General features: G+C 32.1%; 15 protein-coding genes. 4 read left to right on the top strand and 11 right to left on the bottom strand.

The features are described from left to right. Positions 1-5 precede the first annotated feature (5 nt). Positions 6-941 (top strand): alpha/beta fold hydrolase, encoded by a 936-nt coding sequence (locus tag KMW28_RS09430; RefSeq protein ID WP_169665365.1) that lies wholly within the window; start codon positions 6-8, stop codon positions 939-941. Here KMW28_RS09430 and KMW28_RS09425 read toward each other — a convergent pair. Further along, positions 938-1,240, bottom strand: coding sequence for a hypothetical protein (locus KMW28_RS09425; RefSeq protein WP_169665366.1), 303 nt, complete (start codon positions 1,238-1,240; stop codon positions 938-940). The two genes, KMW28_RS09430 and KMW28_RS09425, sit on opposite strands and share 4 nt — an antisense overlap. Before the next feature lie 15 nt (positions 1,241-1,255). Next, the gene (locus KMW28_RS09420; RefSeq protein WP_169665367.1) at positions 1,256-2,449 is read right to left on the bottom strand and encodes a hypothetical protein; all 1,194 of its coding nucleotides are present in this window, start codon (positions 2,447-2,449) and stop codon (positions 1,256-1,258) included. 175 nt (positions 2,450-2,624) lie between these two features. Between KMW28_RS09420 and KMW28_RS09415 the strand changes: the two genes are divergently transcribed. Further along, complete coding sequence (locus tag KMW28_RS09415; RefSeq protein WP_169665368.1) at positions 2,625-4,901, top strand: 7TM diverse intracellular signaling domain-containing protein; 2,277 nt, start codon at positions 2,625-2,627, stop codon at positions 4,899-4,901. Positions 4,902-5,177: 276 nt separating this feature from the next. Further along, a complete protein-coding gene (locus tag KMW28_RS09410) occupies positions 5,178-6,380 on the top strand; it encodes an acetate/propionate family kinase (RefSeq protein WP_066207965.1) in 1,203 nt (400 codons plus the stop codon). Between the two features lie 86 nt (positions 6,381-6,466). On the opposite strand, the gene KMW28_RS09405 is transcribed toward KMW28_RS09410, so the two are convergent. The 9 genes from KMW28_RS09405 to KMW28_RS09365 all read right to left on the bottom strand — a co-directional run bounded on the left by KMW28_RS09405 (position 6,467) and on the right by KMW28_RS09365 (position 16,395). Next, on the bottom strand, positions 6,467-7,570 hold the full coding sequence (locus KMW28_RS09405; RefSeq protein WP_169665369.1) for an acyltransferase family protein: 1,104 nt from the start codon (positions 7,568-7,570) through the stop codon (positions 6,467-6,469). Positions 7,571-7,708: 138 nt separating this feature from the next. Further along, positions 7,709-9,145, bottom strand: coding sequence for a sodium:solute symporter (locus KMW28_RS09400; RefSeq protein ID WP_169665370.1), 1,437 nt, complete (start codon positions 9,143-9,145; stop codon positions 7,709-7,711). 353 nt (positions 9,146-9,498) lie between these two features. Continuing rightward, positions 9,499-10,980, bottom strand: coding sequence for a ketol-acid reductoisomerase (gene ilvC / locus KMW28_RS09395; protein WP_169665371.1), 1,482 nt, complete (start codon positions 10,978-10,980; stop codon positions 9,499-9,501). 89 nt (positions 10,981-11,069) lie between these two features. Continuing rightward, positions 11,070-11,954: an AraC family transcriptional regulator gene (locus tag KMW28_RS09390; protein ID WP_066207981.1), complete on the bottom strand. Its 885-nt coding sequence runs from the start codon at positions 11,952-11,954 to the stop codon at positions 11,070-11,072. Between the two features lie 460 nt (positions 11,955-12,414). Beyond that, positions 12,415-12,954: a hypothetical protein gene (locus KMW28_RS09385; protein WP_169665372.1), complete on the bottom strand. Its 540-nt coding sequence runs from the start codon at positions 12,952-12,954 to the stop codon at positions 12,415-12,417. Continuing rightward, the gene (locus tag KMW28_RS09380) at positions 12,923-14,044 is read right to left on the bottom strand and encodes an RHS repeat-associated core domain-containing protein (RefSeq protein ID WP_169665373.1); all 1,122 of its coding nucleotides are present in this window, start codon (positions 14,042-14,044) and stop codon (positions 12,923-12,925) included. The genes KMW28_RS09385 and KMW28_RS09380 overlap by 32 nt, the downstream gene beginning before the upstream one ends. A gap of 194 nt (positions 14,045-14,238) precedes the next feature. Then, complete coding sequence (locus KMW28_RS09375) at positions 14,239-15,114, bottom strand: Rpn family recombination-promoting nuclease/putative transposase (RefSeq protein WP_169665374.1); 876 nt, start codon at positions 15,112-15,114, stop codon at positions 14,239-14,241. A gap of 170 nt (positions 15,115-15,284) precedes the next feature. After that, entirely contained in the window at positions 15,285-16,172 is an 888-nt protein-coding gene (locus KMW28_RS09370) for a hypothetical protein (RefSeq protein WP_169665375.1), read from the bottom strand. 1 nt (position 16,173) lies between these two features. Next, positions 16,174-16,395 carry a hypothetical protein gene (locus KMW28_RS09365; RefSeq protein WP_169665376.1) on the bottom strand — a complete coding sequence of 74 codons (222 nt, stop codon included), beginning with the start codon at positions 16,393-16,395 and terminating at the stop codon, positions 16,174-16,176. 120 nt (positions 16,396-16,515) lie between these two features. On the opposite strand from KMW28_RS09365, the gene KMW28_RS09360 reads away from it, so the two are divergent. After that, positions 16,516-17,355 (top strand): Rpn family recombination-promoting nuclease/putative transposase, encoded by an 840-nt coding sequence (locus KMW28_RS09360; RefSeq protein ID WP_169665377.1) that lies wholly within the window; start codon positions 16,516-16,518, stop codon positions 17,353-17,355. Positions 17,356-17,403: the final 48 nt, after the last annotated feature.

Raw genomic sequence — 17,403 nt, 5'->3', positions numbered from 1 at the left:
TAATAATGAATGCCTACGACCACGGATATTTAATCACTGAAGATGGTCATGAACTGTATTATGAGCAATCGGGTCACCCGATGGGTGTTCCTGTGCTCTATTTACATGGCGGTCCCGGAGCAGGTCTAGGCGACTCTTATATAGAAATTTTCAAGAACACCCCTGCCGTTCGTTTGATCGGCATCGACCAAAGAGGTAGTGGTAATAGTAAACCTTTAGGTAGTTTAAAGAATAATACTTTAGCTCATCTTATGAAAGACCTTGAACTTCTTAGAAACACACTTCACATTAATGAATGGTATATCTTTGGAGGCAGTTGGGGATCTACGTTAGCCTTGGCCTATACCTCATTGCATCAAGAAAGGGTAAAAGGATTGAATTTATGGGGAATATTTTTCTGTAATCAAAATGAGTTGGAATGGTTGTTTACAGGTGCTACCCCAACAATGTACGCCGATGTTGCTTCCGTTTTACACGATGGAGTGGATAGAAGAAGCTTAACTCAATTCTTAAATTCATACAGAAAAGCTATGGATGGAGATGATTTTGAGAAATTTTGTACCAATTGGCTTCTTTGGGAGTCTTTTGCTTCAGAACACCCTCATTCAAATTATGAAGAGCTCTATCAATGGAGTCCAACTAAATATGCTATTGCTTGTGCTCGAATAGAAAATCATTACTTTTTGCAATCACCCTACTTATTTAACAATCAATCTATTGAAGATTTAATTACCTCTTCCAAAATTATCTGTCCAGTTTATATCACTCATGGTAGAAATGATTTGGTTACTCCATCAAAATCCGCACTTCAACTCCATGAAATGCTTCCGAACAGTCAGCTGAATATCATTGATAAAAGTGGACATTCTTTATCCCACCCTTACATGATGGAAAGTGTTATAAAATTCGGACAAGAACTCTTGTCTCACTCTTTAGATTAAGCTAGGAATTTATCAAAATCGTTGTACAATTGATTTCTGATAATATCCACTTCCCCTTTCAAAGGAATTTCCTCCAAAAAAAGGTGTAATGCCATCACTTGAGAACGATTTAATTGCATTACCTTTTCCTTATGGATATCAAATATTGAAATATTAAATTTAGCATCATATAACTCAATAAGTAACTGATGACCTATATCTTCCGGCATACGTTCTTTATATGCTTCAGCTAATTTCAATAGAATACTTTGTAAAAATCTAAAATTGATTTCGTTTAATCTTAGTCTATATTTTTTCATAAAAAATGGTCTAGCCTATTCTGCTAAAACGTATGCATAATATTGTTTTGTCAAATTTACATCAACTAGAGGAAAAAAACCTGATACTAACTTTTTGTTTTCTATTTGATAGGGATATTTCTTCCTCATTTCGATTTCAAAAGTTTTAAAGTTAGCTATTTGATGTTTAGTCGTTATCACCCATTTCGCACGATTTGGGTTTAACACAGCCTTTTTTAAACCTAAAGAAATATGTCCCATAGTTGTTCTTGGATTGATTTCTACACAAGGGTGCAAAATCAAATTATCCATAACATCTCTTACAATCATAGCATCCACTCCTAACCTACCTTTAAACCCTTTAAACTCCTTGGTGTTACGAAAAGCACCTTTGAGATCTTCAATTAATTTGGGGATTTGGACTGAAATAGTATTAGGAAGTAGATCTTCATAACTACCTAAAAGACTTCCCCCATATTGACCTGAATCTAAAGACTCAAAAACGGAAATTCCTAAGAACTTAATCTCCTCACTTTCAAAGTTAAATAATACTGAAAAATCAGTAACTTTATCTAGCCAAGGTTCTACCAATATTCTTCCATGTTCTGATAATCCACTTTCAATCCAAGATTCTATCGCAGGGTTAATATGTTCTTTTCTAAGAAGCATTAATCCTCTACCTGAAGAACTAAAAGGCAATTTAAAAACTACTCCTTTATTTTCCCCAGCAAACAATTGCTGAAACTTAAGTATTACCTCTTCTTTAGTTTTACAAAAAGTACCTAACAAATCCTTACTTATATAATTCGTATTTGTAGAGTTAACTAACGATTTTAAGACTTTATATCCTGTGAATCGATCATAAACTTTCTTATCGTTATCACTCCATGTTTCGAGCCCTTTCACTTTAAAGGTTGGTTTAGATAAGATCGTTAAATAATCAAGTGACTTCCCCCATACCTCTAAGTCTTCTATTTTGATTGACTTACTTTTGAGAGTATCAAAATCTGCAAAATCAACTTTAAACTCATGTAACTTTTTAATATCCTTTTTCCATTCTTCACTTACCTGTATATCACTCAAAATCTTTATTTTAGAGTCATACAGCCAAATCATTAAAGGTGATAAATCATTTACTAAAGCTTTAAACTGTTTATTAGGAGTATAAAATTTTGCGTTTTTGACGATTGCCAACTCACAATAGGGATTGAACAAAAAATACTTAGGCATTATTTTTGCACTTTTCGAGGAAATTATTTTCAATAATAAAGTTTTAAATCTTAACGTGATCATTTACCTTCTTACTAATCAATTTATTACAATAAATGACTCACTTTACACTAGAACTTTGATAGTAAATTTACTTCATCTACTTATTAATAACTAAACTCCATCGAAAAAGGATATGAAACTTTTTTTCAAATTTGTAATGTTGGGCATTTTATTCCCAATGTTATCTTTTGCGGCTTTACAGGAGGATGTACTTTACTTATCGGAACAACAAGAATCTGTCAACGGTGCTCCTTTTATTTATTACTACATGGATCAATTAAATGAAGAAGACTTTGAATCAGTCTCAGTCCCTTCGTTTAGTAAATTCACTCCCTGGAATAGTAACTCCAATGTTAACTTCGAATATGGCCAAGGTTCTTTATGGGCTAAAGTTGATATTCAAAACATGGATGAAGAAGTGAGTGATTGGTTGATAGAAGTTCCTTATGCTCCATTGGATGAAATCGAATTTTATCTAGTAAAAAATAAGAAACTCGAAAATCATTTTGTTACGGGTGATCACGTAAATTTTGATGTTAGACCCATAGAGCATCATAATTACATTTTTCCTATCAAATTACAAGCAAGAGAATCTGCTACCATTTATTTCAGAGTAAAAACGGATGGTATTGTAAAGCTTCCAGTATTTTTCTATAAACCTTGGAATTATGCAGAAGTTAACTCTAAGTATGAAGTAACTTACGGTATTATACTAGGTGTCTTATTAATGTTGTGTATTTTAAGTGTAACAACATACTTACCTACAAAAGATTTTTCTTATCTATTATACCCTTTACCATTAATAGCGAAAATATTATTTACCTTCTCGTTAACAGGGCATACGTTCCAATATCTATTCCCGAGTTTCCCGAAAATGGCCAATATGATTACACCACTATCCATTGCTTTATGGATGTTGGGTGAATCTCTTTTTAACTTATACTTCCTAAAAACAAAGAAACTTTCGAAGGTAGCATTTGGTATGAATATCGTTGGTTTCATATTCGGTATAGCCACAGTTTTTACTAGCATTTTCTTATCATACTATGCAGCAATTAAGCTAGTGACAACTATCTCAATACCATTTAGTATTATGTCGTTAATTCTTGGCTTTATTGCTTACAGCAAAGGCCAAAGAATTGCTAGATATTATATCACTGCATGGAGTTTTTACTGTATTGGACTATTTGTTTTTGTGGGATTTGCTACGGGTAAACTTCCTGATAACTTTTTCACGGAACATGCTTTAGATTTCGGCGATTTATTCCTTGCTCCACTTTTATTCTTAGCGTTAAGTAAAAAATACGCCGTTTATAGAGAACAAAAAAATGAAGCGATCAAGCAAATGCTTGAAATGGAAGCCAAAGCCAAAGAAGAATTGGAAGAAAAAGTGGTTGAAAGAACTGCTGAATTACAAGAAGCTACTGTTGAGTTAGAGGAAAGACAAGAAGAGTTAGAAACTCAGGCTGCTCAGTTACTTCATAAGAATGAAGAAATTACTTCTCAGGCAGAAGAACTAAGAGCTGTCAATGATCAAATGACAGAAACAAACGTAGAGCTAGAACAAATTAATGAAGAGATAGCAGCTCAACGTGACATGATGGATGAAAAGAACAAAGAACTTAACATCGTCACGAAGAATCTGCAAGATAGTATCAATTATGCCAAAAGAATTCAAAGTAATATTCTACCTCCATTAGAAGAATTTAAACGTTTGTTCAAAGATTTCTTTGTAATGTATCAACCAAAAAGCACTGTTTCAGGTGATTTTTATTGGGTTGCAGAAAACAAAAAAGAAAATAAAGTTGTTTTAGTTGCTGCAGATTGCACAGGACATGGTGTACCTGGTGCGATGATGTCAGTGATGGGAGGTGGATTCTTAGATAAAATTGTAAATCTAAGAGGTGTAACTTCCCCAGCTAGAATCATTATTGAGATGCAACAAAATCTTACTCACGTTCTTGGAGGGGACAACAAAGACTCCAAAGACGGTATGGATTTAGGTATTATTGTTTGGAATAGAAAAGCTAAGAAAGTCACTTTTGCTGGAGCACATACTCCATTGGTATTTGTTCAAAACAAAAAGATATACACCGTCAAAGGAGAACGCCTAAGTTTAGGTACCGAAATAAATAAAATGGTGATGAAAGAACATAGTATTGCCTTAAATAGCTCTACTAGCTTTTATTTATTCTCAGATGGTTATCAAGATCAATTTGGAGGAGAAAATCACAGAAAAATTTCCAGTAAAAAATTAAAGGAAATGATTCTTGAACTTTCTGAAAAACCAATGATTGAACAAAAAGAAGCATTTAATGTTTATTTCGAGAATTGGAAAAATGCAGATAGTCTTCAACCAGAAAAACAAACTGATGATGTATTGTTGTTAGGTGTAAAAATAGAGGCCTAATAATAATTAAAAAATAAAATGAATGAGCTACCTCCACTTTTGAGGTAGCTTTTTTATTATTAAGACAAAAAGATCTCCTCGTGTTTTTTATTCTCTAAAATTATTTGTGTTCTATTTTGAAATCATCAAAAAACTATTTGATAATAGAAATTATATCAACTAATGTCCTAAATCATTAATAATTCCAAAATGATGATTTTAATCCCCATTTTTTAAGATTCATAATATGATATTGTGACTACGAAAAATTATATACAAAGTAAATTCATTTAAATAGTGAAAATTCTCATACTTAACTCTGGAAGTTCATCAATTAAATTCCAACTTATCGACATGCCTTCTGAGGAAGTAATCGGTAAAGGTTTAATTGAAAAAATTGGACTTACAGACGCGTCCATTACAGTTAAAAACGCCAAAGGCAAAAAAGAGACTCTCCAACTAAACATCCCTAATCATGCTAAAGGTATTGAATTCCTTTTGAGTGTTTTAACGGATAAAGAAATGGAGATCATTTCAGATTTAGACGAATTAACTTGTGTAGGTCACCGTATTGTTCATGGTGGACAAGCATTCTCTAAAAGTGTACTAATTAATGATGATGTCATGCATGGCATTGAATCATGTATTGAATTAGCACCTCTTCACAATCCAGCTAACATTAAAGGAGTTCAGGCTATGGATTTAGCTATTCCTGGAATTCCACAAGTCGGTGTTTTCGATACTGCATTCCACCACAGTATTCCAGAACACAGAGCTATTTATGCATTACCAATTGAACTTTATAAGAAATATGGCTTAAGAAAGTACGGTTTCCATGGTACTTCTCACCAATATGTTTCTTTACGTGCAAAAGAAATTTACGGAGATGATAAAACTTCAAAGATTATCACTTGTCACTTGGGTAATGGAGGTTCACTAGCTGCCATCCAAAATGGTAAATCAATTGAGACCTCTATGGGATTCTCTCCTACTGACGGCTTAATGATGGGTACTCGTTGTGGATCAATCGACCCGGGTGCTATTCCGTTTATTGCGGAACATGAAAACCTAGATTTAAACGGCATCTCTAATTTGATTAATAAAAAATCTGGTTTACAAGGTATTTCAGGAGTTTCTTCTGATTACAGAGATGTATCTAACGCAGCCGCTAAAGGAAATGAAGATGCTAAATTAGCATTACAAATGTTCCATTATGACGTTAAAAAGTATATTGGTACTTATTTAGCTTCATTGGGTGGTGTAGAAACTATCATTTTCACTGGTGGTATTGGTGAAAACTCTGCTATGGCAAGAAGAGAAATCCTAAGAGGATTAGAAGGCCTTGGCATTAAAGTAGATGATGAAAAGAATGATAAGGTAATGGGTATTGAAGCAGACATTTCTCCTGATGATGCAGGTGTTAGAGTTTGTGTAATTCCAACCAACGAAGAAGTTATGATAGCTAGAGATACATTTAATATTGTTTCTGAGCTTAACTAGAATTCATTCTAGAATATATAAAAGCCATTTGATGTCGACATCAAATGGCTTTTTGTTTTATGATGATTTTTTCACTTCAACATCACTTATACTTTTACTACTATATTCTTTTTGTATAAGATATGTACAAATGCATAAATCAAACTACAGTAACTTAAAGCAAAAACAAGCGAACCCATCTCGTTACTCCACCCTACATTCATAATTAATTGGTAAAGATGTTCTTTTACTGAAACCCCTTCTATTTGAATTAGATACAATAACTTAGCACAGAGTTCGGCAACAACGTAAGCGATCATAGGGTTTAAACCAAATGCTCTTGGCACAATACTTACCTTTGGATAATATTGCTTCACATCAAAAATATAGTAACAGATACCTAGAGTAAGATATGCCCAACCTGCTGTATATACTGCATATGTTGAAGTCCATATGCTTTTATTAATTGGAAAAACTATACCCCAGAAATAACCCAAGATAAGAAGGCCTACTCCAATAAATACTAAAAGCTTTACTATTTTATCATCTCTCTTTGTTTTTATCAATATACCTGCAACAACACCTAGTAATGCTGTTGCTATGGCTGGTAATGTTGACAATAACCCTTCAGGGTCCCATGTTTTTGTACCACTCCATAAGTGCCCTCCCATCAATTTAAAGTCTAAATAGGCAGATAAAACTTTGTTAGGATCATCCAAATTTGCCTCTCCAATTCCTGGTATAGGAATGAGTGTCATGATTGCCCAATAAGAAATTAATAGGATGAAAATGATTCCAATAATTTTTTTGATGTCGGAATAAAGGAAAATAGAAGTGGCAAAGATAAAGACCAATCCTATCCTCTGAAGTACACCAGGGATCCTCATTACGGAAAAGTCAAAGAAAGGGAAAAGAGAAATAAATAATCCTATACCAATTAATTTACTTCCTCTCCAAATGGCTTTTCTTAAAAGTTTTGGTCGTTTTAATTTATCTTCCTTCGCATTAAACATAGAGAAAGAAATAGATACACCAACTATAAAAAGGAAAAAGGGAAATACTAAATCCGTTGGTGTACAGCCGTGCCATGCTGCATGTTTTAATGGTGGATAGATAAACGACCAACTCCCAGGGTTGTTTACTAAAATCATGAGGATGACAGTTAATCCTCGAAATATATCAAGTGATAAAATTCGTTTGCGAGTTTCCATTTAATTCAATTCATTTTCAAAAATCCAACTCTTTAAACTTCGATGGTTTTGATCAAAAGAGCGATAATAACAAAACTATATTAATTGAACTATTTATCAGATTAATTCGACCAATTACAAAAAACGACTTACATAAAACTATTTCTTTGGTATCATTGATAAACCTAATATTGTAATACCTGCATTGACTAATAATATTTCAAAGCCAAATTTATATCCGAATAGTAACGTCTCTGAATTTAAATTGATGATATAGGATAGTACAGGAGATAAAAGGCATATAAAAATCACCTTGGAGTCATCTACTGATTTTTTAGTAAAAATTCCATAAGTAAATAGTCCTAAAAGCGGACCATAAGTATACCCTGCCGCTTTAAATACATCAGATACTACACTATCGTTATTAAATGATTTAAATATCACAATCACTAAAAATAACAAGAAACTAAACCCTAAATGCACTAATTTCCTTTTTAGGTTTGAACTTGTGGTTGAGTTCATTCCTAAAATATCAACACAAAATGATGTTGTTAAAGCGGTAAGTGCTGAATCGGCACTTGAAAAAGCTGCTGCGATGATACCTAACAAGAAAACTACCGCTGTAAATGTTCCAAAATAATTTAGGGCTAAGGTTGGATATAGTTCATCTGCCTTAGTTGGTAAACTGATATCGTAATAGCCAGCATATTCATATAATAAAACCCCAAGTGAAAGAAATATGACTGTAGATAAAAAGAACACAGCAGCAAAAGACAATACGTTCGTTTGAGCTTCTTTTGGATTCTTACAGGTCAAATTCTTTTGCATGATATTTTGATCCAAGCCATTCATAGAAATGGTAATGAACATCCCTGCCATAAACTGCTTCCAAAAGAACGTTGGTGATTGCCAATTCCAATCAAATACCTTTGACATTTCACTTTCAGCAATTGTAGAATACAACGTTGAAGCATTTAAACCTAAATCATTTGCAATAGTATAAATTGTCCAAACTGCAGCGAGTAGCAACAATGTAGTTTGCAAAGTGTCTGTCCAAACAATCGTCTTTATTCCTCCTTTGAAAGTATATAACCAAATCAGTAAAATGATGACCAAAACGGAAATGAAAAATGGAATATTAAAAGCATTAAAGAATGCTATTTGCAAGACTAAAGCAGCCAAATACAACCTAAATGCCGCTCCAATAGTTTGTGATAATATAAAAAATAAAGACCCAGTTTTTGAAGCTATCGGCCCAAACCTATCTTTCAGATATTCATAGATACTTATTAAATTTTTACTATAAAATAAAGGGATTAAAACATAAGCGATGACGAGATAACCCACCATATTTCCCATCATAAACTGTAGGTAACCCCATCCTCCTTTAGCAACCATTCCAGGTACAGAAATAAAGGTTACACCCGATAAGGTTGCTCCTACCATTCCATATGCAACTAAATACCATTTAGATGATTTATTGGCTGTAAAAAAAGAGGTGGATTGTTGATCTCCTTTTTCAGAAGTAAAAAATGATATGGCAAATAGTATAATAAAATATAAAAAAATGATAAGTATTACAGTGGATGGTGTCATATGTATTTATAGTTGTAGAATTAACCTAAGGTTTAATGCTTGAAGTCTTGACTTTTAAAAAATCCTATTTAATTACCGACATTCATACTTTAAAACTAAACTATTTACTATGAAATTTAACTAAATCACCTTCCTTTTTTTATACTTATTTCAAATCTTCGAATCCAATAAATTTAACTAACTCTAATTTTGTAAAAATTGTCCTAGACCATTGAAAAGCAGACCTCATTTCTGAAAGTGAAATAACTATTGAGTTGATTGTAAAATAATTTTCTAAAATCTAACACATCATAAACTAAAAAAGGCTCCCAAAAAGGGAGCCTTTATTTATTATAAAGAATAATAATTATTTCTTATCCTAAAGCAATCTGCTTCATTGCAGTCATTGCACCTCTTAATCTAGCTCCTACTGCTTCAATTTCGTGAGATCTTAAAGCTTCGTTTACTTTGATCAATGTCACGTTGTCTACACCGTTGTCTTTACCTTCGTTGTAGTCTTTACCACAAATATCAGCTTCAACACCTTTCATGAAGTCTGCTAATAATGGCTTACATGCATGATCGAACAAGTAACAACCGTACTCAGCTGTATCTGAGATTACTCTGTTCATTTCGTACAATTTCTTTCTTGCGATTGTGTTAGCAATCAATGGAGTTTCGTGTAATGACTCATAGTAAGCAGACTCACCGATGATACCAGCTTCTACCATAGTTTCGAAAGCCAACTCAACACCAGCTCTAACCATAGCAACCATCAACAAACCTTTGTCGTAGAATTCTTGCTCAGTGATTTCAACATCAGCAGGAGCCGTTTTCTCGAAGTTAGTCTCACCTGTCAATGCTCTCCAGTTCAACAAGTTTTTGTCATCCTCAGCCCAGTCTTTCATCATAGTAGATGAGAACTCACCTGAAATGATATCGTCTTGGTGCTTTTGGAACAATGGTCTCATGATGTCTTTCAATTCTTCAGACACTTCGAAACATTTTACTTTTGCAGGGTTAGACAATCTGTCTAACATACCTGATACACCACCGTGCTTTAATGACTCAGTGATTACTTCCCATCCGTATTGGATAAATTTTGCAGCCCAACCAGCATCAATACCTTTTTCAACCATTTTGTCGAAGCAAAGGATAGATCCAGTTTGCAACAATCCACAAAGGATAGTTTGCTCACCCATTAAATCAGATTTTACCTCAGCAACAAAAGAAGATTTCAAACAACCTGCTCTATCACCACCAGTAGCTACTGCATAAGCTTTCGCTTGTGCCCAACCTTTTCCTTCTGGATCGTTTTCTGGGTGTACTGCGATTAAAGTTGGAACACCAAATCCTCTCTTGTACTCCTCTCTAACTTCAGAACCTGGAGACTTAGGTGCCACCATGATTACAGTTAAATCTTTTCTGATCTGCATTCCTTCCTCAACGATGTTGAAACCGTGAGAATAAGATAATGTAGCTCCTTGTTTCATCAATGGCATTACTGACTCAACAACATTTGTATGTTGCTTGTCTGGCGTTAAGTTGATTACCAAGTCAGCTGTAGGAATTACTTCTTCATAAGTACCTACTTTGAACCCTGCCTCAGAAGTGTTTACAAAAGATGCTCTTTTCTCATCGATTGCTACTTGTCTTAAAGCATAAGAGATATCCAAACCAGAGTCTCTCATGTTCAAACCTTGGTTTAATCCTTGAGCACCAGCACCAACGATTACGATTTTCTTTCCTTTTAAAGCCTCAACGCCATCTGTAAACTCTGAGCTGTCCATGAATTTACATTGTCCCAGTTGGTGTAACTGCTCTCTTAACGGAAGTGTATTGAAGTAATTTGCCATTGTATATAATATTTTTAATGAATTGCTTTTTTGTCTATCACAAATGTGGAGATAATAATCAATAAGTTTGTGGTGATTTTAAATAAAGTTTAGGTACTTTTCAATGATTCCTCTCTAAAGGCATTTGGCGTCTGCCCTGTCAGCTTCTTGAAAAACTTACTAAAATAAGATTGATCTTTAAAGTTTAGATAGTGGCAAATTTGCGTTACCGACATGTCAGTATGCTTTAGAAGTCGCTTAATTTCAAGCACTTGCTTATCTTTAATTAATTCTTTTGATGTTTTCCCAGTCAGTCCTTTAACCGTTTGCGTCAAGTGATTTTCAGTTACATTAAGGAATTCTGCAAAATCTCTCACCGATAAATTGTCTTGGTATTTTTCCTCAATCAATTCTCTAAAACGCTTGACAATCAAATGCCCCTTACCTTTTTCGATAGCTCTTTGTTCTTTGGGATAGATCTGATTACAAGTATTTAGTATCAAATCTAAAATAGAATTAGCCATTTCGTGAGAAACTACATCTGTCTGATCCATCTCGTCACAACCCTTAACAAACAACTGAGTGATAAATGCCACATCATTAGGTTTCTCTAATTTAAGGGGAGGGTTCTCCTGTTTTAAATTAAAGAAGAATGGAAATTCAAGCAGCTTGTTTTTATTACTCTTATCGATTAAATAAAACTCCGCTGTAAATAGAAATATATAGCCTGCAATGTCTTTTGATAATTCCAATTTGTGTGCTTGACCAGGACTTAAAAAAAACATACAAGGAGGTTCAACCTTGTATTCGTTGTCGTCAATTACATGAAGTCCTGATCCCTGAGTTAAAAATAATACCTCAAAAAAATCGTGCTTGTGAGGGTATTGCACCTCAAAGTGACGGTTGGCATCAAATACTTCTATTTGGAATGGGTGCTTTGAATTACCTATCGGCTTGAATTTATCAAGACTGTATGTGGGAATTAAATTTTTCAATAAGAAGTTTAAATAACTTTATCATTCATTTGTTAGGTATATCAAAGAAACCAAAGTTGGTATTAATAAGCAAGCTTTGTTCTTCTATTAATATTATTGAATGATAATTAAGCTCTCAATATTTAATAAAGTACTCTTTAAATAGGTTCTAAACCTATATGAAATTGAACGAGACATAGAAAAATGATTTAACATTTTCTTGATATGGTATTGAGGGATTTTAAAACTAAGCAAACTTATTCTTCTTAATGAAACAAGCCAATCTATCTCCACATAGATTGGCTTGTTGTTAAGAGTTTAGAAACTTAAACAATTATCAAGTTCATAATAATGCTTTTGCTTAACATTGTGATTAGTAGAATATTTTATAATTTGACCTATAACTAAATTTTTTAGTTATGCTTTTGTTGGTTCCTACATAGAAACTTCAATTATAATAACATACTCTAAAAAAGCTCTTTTACATTTCATTTTTACGAACCCATTCATCACTCCAAGGGAGAATTGTATAATCTATCTTTGGATTATAATTAAACCAAATTGGGCCTTTATCAAGTGAATAAATAAATTTTCCATAAGTAGCAAATTTCAAATGCTTTTTCCATGTTGTATTTACACCTTCAATAGGTTCAACTAAAAAGGTTACCAAATAAACATCGCTATCATCAATTCTTTTAGCTTCAGATTCATAACAATAGGTTTTCGAATATAAAGGTCCACAATAAGTCACTTTCTTGTTTAAATTGTGGTCATTGAATGAAAAAATTGAATATAAATTATCTGGGTCATTTACCTTTTGGAAATAAATAGTTTTTGATTGCTTTGAATATCCCCAATATCCATTTAATACCCTATTCTGAATACTATCTTCAATTTGATAATAATGCATTGTTAATGTATCTCCTAAAACCTTTTGAGATATTGGATATTTTTTATTTGCTTTTTCACATGAAGAAAAAGTAATAATACTAATTATCAGTATTTTCTTTATTATATTCATCAAGTTTTTTCTTAAATCTGTTCCACAATTTTTTATAATCATTATCATTTGGTAGTTCATCAATTGAGCCAGGTGATAATCTAGGAGGTAAATTATTATTTTTATAAAACTTCTCTGAAAATTCTCTTATATGATCCTTTTCATTATCTGACTCTTCAAAATATTTTGCATGAATATAAAGCTCATGTAAAATTGATTCCATTTGATCATATTCAGTTAATGGCCTACTGTAAACTAATACTAACGGCGTCTGAATATTTTGTTTTTGTTTAGAAACTAAAGTCTTTTTAAGAATATCTTTACCTTTATTGTTTTTATCTGTTAAACCTGCTTGTGATAACATTTTTCTATCAGCATTTATTTCATAACTATCATGATCTCTCCAATTACCGGAATCATAATCATCAATACTTAAACTCATTTCTTTTGCTTCTGATCCTTTAATATGTCTTCCATCAGCACCTCCGATACCAAGTCCACTACCAAAATGTCTTGTTGTTAATAAGTAAATGTGAATTTTGTCTTTAAGCTCAGGTTTGGAAATAGGGTCATATACTCGTTCTTTTAGTATTTTATCACTTTTAATAATTTTAATAAATTTATTGTAAATAGCTTTTGAACTTGGCGTGACAATTAATTTTTCTCCACCCTCTAAATCAATACTTCTAATTACATCATTTTCTGCAAAGGCATATGTACTATTCCAAGGAAATGACATTGCCAAAGGATCCACACTCAAAAACTTCCCAATCACCGGATTATACACCCTAAAGCCATAATCTTGAATCAACTGAGAACTACTTAAATCTGCATCATTTTCTTTCCCATTAAACCCATACCTATACCCTTCTTTCCTCCAAGAACGACTTTCTATATTCAATCCAAAAGGATAGTAATCTGAATAAGACAATATATCACCCTCATCGCTCATAGTAACCAAAACATTACCTAAATGATTACTAAACTCAAATCTTCTTTGGCCTAATGTACTTGATGACCTTGGTACTAGATCGGAGGTTTCGTATTGTCCTAGACGATTGCTGCCATATATAGGCAATTCGGAAATATTGCCGTCTTTTACAATGGACATTATGTTTCCGCTTGCGTCTCTTAGGTACAGTTTGCTTCAAATACTTTTTTTGGATTAGGTCCTTTGAATTATCTATCAGCAAAATTTATTAAAACTGGTTTTGGGAATAAGTTTTTTTTATAGAAACGTTTAAACTTTACCATTTAAAATGTATTAAAAAATAGGAAGCCATCCTAAACTAAAAGTGGTATCTATTATTTGGTTAGTGCCTTTACTTCATCAACTGTCAGTCCAGTACCTTTAGCTACCTGTTCAATTGACAACCCCATTGTAAGAAAGTTCTTAGCTGTTTCAATTGATTGTTCTTTCTTTCCAATTTCCCTCTCTTTAATAATCGCCTCCATTTCCAAAGTACGCTCTCTACTAGCTTCATCCATAAGGTTAACGATGTGATTCTTATAGCTTACCTGTTCAGATTTTGACATTTTATCTACTTTTAAAATTTCTTTAGCATATTCTAGTCCTTTTGCTTTAAAATTGTCTTTAATTTCGTTGTTTTTGAAATAGTAAATCCATTCGTCTAAAGTATTTCTAGCAACGTCATCAAATTGGTTTACCTTAATGATGTAATATTCAGGAAATAGGTCAGATGGAGTTTTATCTTCTCCCAAGAATACTTTTTGTTTACCAGATAGCTCTAGTTTATCATATTGGTGAATACCTTTAAAGTTTGTTTTCCCATGATAAACATAATCTGCACCTTGACCTAAATCAAAATAAACAATATTTACTGAGTAAATTTTCTTTACATGTTGATATGACTCACCTAAAGAAATGTATTCTGTAAGGACTTTAGATGTACCATAAAGCATTCTCTGAAAATAATTGTACTCTAATTGGTTTTGCACTTCAATAATAACATATTCTCCTTTTTGATTTTTAACCAAAATATCAACCCTATTGAACTTATCAGAAGCTGTTTCTTGGTTTCCTTCACTTTCTAATATACTATCAATGATGATATCTTCCTCCATTAATTCTGAAAGAAATCCTTCTAAAACTATATAATCCGCCTTATTTCTTAATAGGCGTTTCATTGCCCAATCAAAACGTATTAAATCATTTTTCATTATTGTACTTTTTTTGTGAAGGGAATAATGGTATTTCAAAAGGTAAATTTAAGAAGAAATTACTTGTATTCTGCTTTTGATTTGATTGTAATTAAACTTTTCTTTTAGTGATTGATTAGACTGCCAAATTAAGTGTTGGTCACTTGACTTGATTTGATAACAGGTTAAATCTATTGACAACATTCAATTGGAGGAGGAAAGTTTTCATTTTCAAGATCCTTTTTCTTTAAACTATAATGTTTTTTATTATCGATGGTTACGTATTCTATTTTCTTTAAATCATCTAAATTACCATCTTCAAAATAAGATTTCCTTATCACTGTCAATGTCGTCAACTTAGGTAATTCATTAACGAAATTAGCAGAAGGTAATGGAGTACTATCTATTATTTGTAGTCTTATAAGTTGTTTTAAGTCCTTTATTGAATCAAACCCAACAATATTTCTACATAATTGAAGTTTTAAATGGATTAACGAGTCCTTAGAATTTGTAATATCTTTGATATCAATTTGAGATTTTGTAGCCACTTGATATAAAAATAAGCATTTCAAGTTTTTCAGTTTTGATAAAAATTTAGTGTTTTCAAATTTTGGTCTAACTAATTCTAACCTTTTGAGTTTTTTTAATGAAATGAAGTCATCTAAAATTTGAGATGTTGCATCATGAATAGTAATTCTCTCTAACATTGTGAGATTTTCTAAACCAATGATATTTTTTGTGTATTTAATGAATAAATTTTTAATATTTTTCAATGAAGAAAAATCAACTTTTTGACCACTTAACGGGTATAAATGTAACATTTCTAATGTTGTCAATTTTTCTAACCCTTCTAAAGAAATATGATATAGACTTGCAATAGATAGTTTTTTTAAAAATTTATATTTAACCAATAACCTTAGATCTATATTTTTTTCATCTGATGAATCTACATTAGATTTTATTACGATATTTTCAATTCTATATTCATTAAATATGTCAATATTTTCTTTCAATTTATCAATAAGCAAAACATAAAAATCCTCCTTTGCTTCATGATTGTATTCTTTTATTAAATCCATATTATTCAATTAATTTTTTATGTCCCTCATTTTTGTTGTAAACGTTATCTATACCATCTTCTTTAATTGCTTTAGCTTCTGCTTTAGCAGCTCCCCTTCTATTATCATACCATTCTAATTCACCAGCTAGTCTAAAAGATTTACCATATTCTGCTTCTTTTGCTTTTATTGATTTTCCCCATCTGTCTCCTCTCCCAATACCATGGTATTTTTTTCCTTCCATATCAACCAATGTGTATTTATATGTTAGACTTAGATCATCAAAATAATAATATGAATGTATCTAATTTTTACTTAGGCAAAACAAAAAAATGTATCTTTACAGCATAAAATTAAACTCATCATGTGTAATTCAAGATATATCAATCCATTTACGGATTTCGGTTTTAAGAAAATATTTGGAGAAGAAGCCAATAAGGATATTCTAATTGATTTTTTGAATTCTGTTCTTCCTGCAGAAGATCAAATATATGAATTGAATTATAAATCTACAGAACATTTACCTTCTAATGATACTGACCGTAAAGCAATTTATGATTTATATTGTGAGAACGAATTAGGTGAAAAATTCATTGTTGAATTACAACGTGCTGAGCAAACACATTTTAAAGATCGAACGATTTATTATTCTAGTTTTCCTATTCAGGAACAAGCTAAAAAAGGGAAAGGATGGGATTATGAATTGAAAGCTGTGTATGTTATATCCATCATGGACTTTATTTTTGATGAAAATGACGAAGACTTTCATCACATTGTTGAACTAAAAAACCAGAAAAATAAAGTATTTTATGATAAACTGAAGTTTGTATACTTAGAACTTCCAAAGTTCAGAAAACAAGAAAATGAACTAAAATCAAACTTCGATAAATGGCTCTATTTACTTAATAATATCACCACTTTCGAACAAATGCCAACTGTTTTAAAAGAACACATATTTAGAAAGGTTTTAAAAATTGCTGAATATACTGCCTTACCAAAACAGGATCAGGAAATATATGATGAAGATTTAAAACGATTTAGAGATTATATAAACACTTTGGATACCCGAGAGAGAAGAGGTGCTCAAAAGAAAGCAATTGAAACTGCCAAAAAAATCTTAAAAATGGGGTTAAGTATTGAGCAAGTAGCAGAAGCTACCGGCTTATCAATTGATGAGGTAAAGCAATTATCTGAAAATAAATAAAGGTGCCCTATCCAAAAATAAGACACCCTTTCATATGTTATATATCGA

This window comes from Flammeovirga yaeyamensis, from assembly GCF_018736045.1.
GTDB classification, from domain to species: Bacteria; Bacteroidota; Bacteroidia; order Cytophagales; family Flammeovirgaceae; genus Flammeovirga; species Flammeovirga yaeyamensis.
Note: the sequence above shows the minus strand (reverse complement) of the source record. Positions and strands in the feature narration are given on the sequence as shown.

What these genes read in the sequence shown, in the direction of transcription:
- ilvC (WP_169665371.1), bottom strand. Translation starts at nt 10,980, where the DNA reads ATGGCAAATTACTTCAATACACTTCCGTTAAGAGAGCAGTTACACCAA.
- KMW28_RS09375 (WP_169665374.1), bottom strand. Translation starts at nt 15,114, where the DNA reads ATGAAAAATGATTTAATACGTTTTGATTGGGCAATGAAACGCCTATTA.
- KMW28_RS09400 (WP_169665370.1), bottom strand. Translation starts at nt 9,145, where the DNA reads ATGACACCATCCACTGTAATACTTATCATTTTTTTATATTTTATTATA.
- KMW28_RS09370 (WP_169665375.1), bottom strand. Translation starts at nt 16,172, where the DNA reads ATGGATTTAATAAAAGAATACAATCATGAAGCAAAGGAGGATTTTTAT.
- KMW28_RS09385 (WP_169665372.1), bottom strand. Translation starts at nt 12,954, where the DNA reads ATGAATATAATAAAGAAAATACTGATAATTAGTATTATTACTTTTTCT.
- KMW28_RS09420 (WP_169665367.1), bottom strand. Translation starts at nt 2,449, where the DNA reads ATGCCTAAGTATTTTTTGTTCAATCCCTATTGTGAGTTGGCAATCGTC.
- KMW28_RS09360 (WP_169665377.1), top strand. Translation starts at nt 16,516, where the DNA reads ATGTGTAATTCAAGATATATCAATCCATTTACGGATTTCGGTTTTAAG.
- KMW28_RS09380 (WP_169665373.1), bottom strand. Translation starts at nt 14,044, where the DNA reads ATGTCCATTGTAAAAGACGGCAATATTTCCGAATTGCCTATATATGGC.
- KMW28_RS09430 (WP_169665365.1), top strand. Translation starts at nt 6, where the DNA reads ATGAATGCCTACGACCACGGATATTTAATCACTGAAGATGGTCATGAA.
- KMW28_RS09425 (WP_169665366.1), bottom strand. Translation starts at nt 1,240, where the DNA reads ATGAAAAAATATAGACTAAGATTAAACGAAATCAATTTTAGATTTTTA.
- KMW28_RS09405 (WP_169665369.1), bottom strand. Translation starts at nt 7,570, where the DNA reads ATGGAAACTCGCAAACGAATTTTATCACTTGATATATTTCGAGGATTA.
- KMW28_RS09415 (WP_169665368.1), top strand. Translation starts at nt 2,625, where the DNA reads ATGAAACTTTTTTTCAAATTTGTAATGTTGGGCATTTTATTCCCAATG.
- KMW28_RS09365 (WP_169665376.1), bottom strand. Translation starts at nt 16,395, where the DNA reads ATGGAAGGAAAAAAATACCATGGTATTGGGAGAGGAGACAGATGGGGA.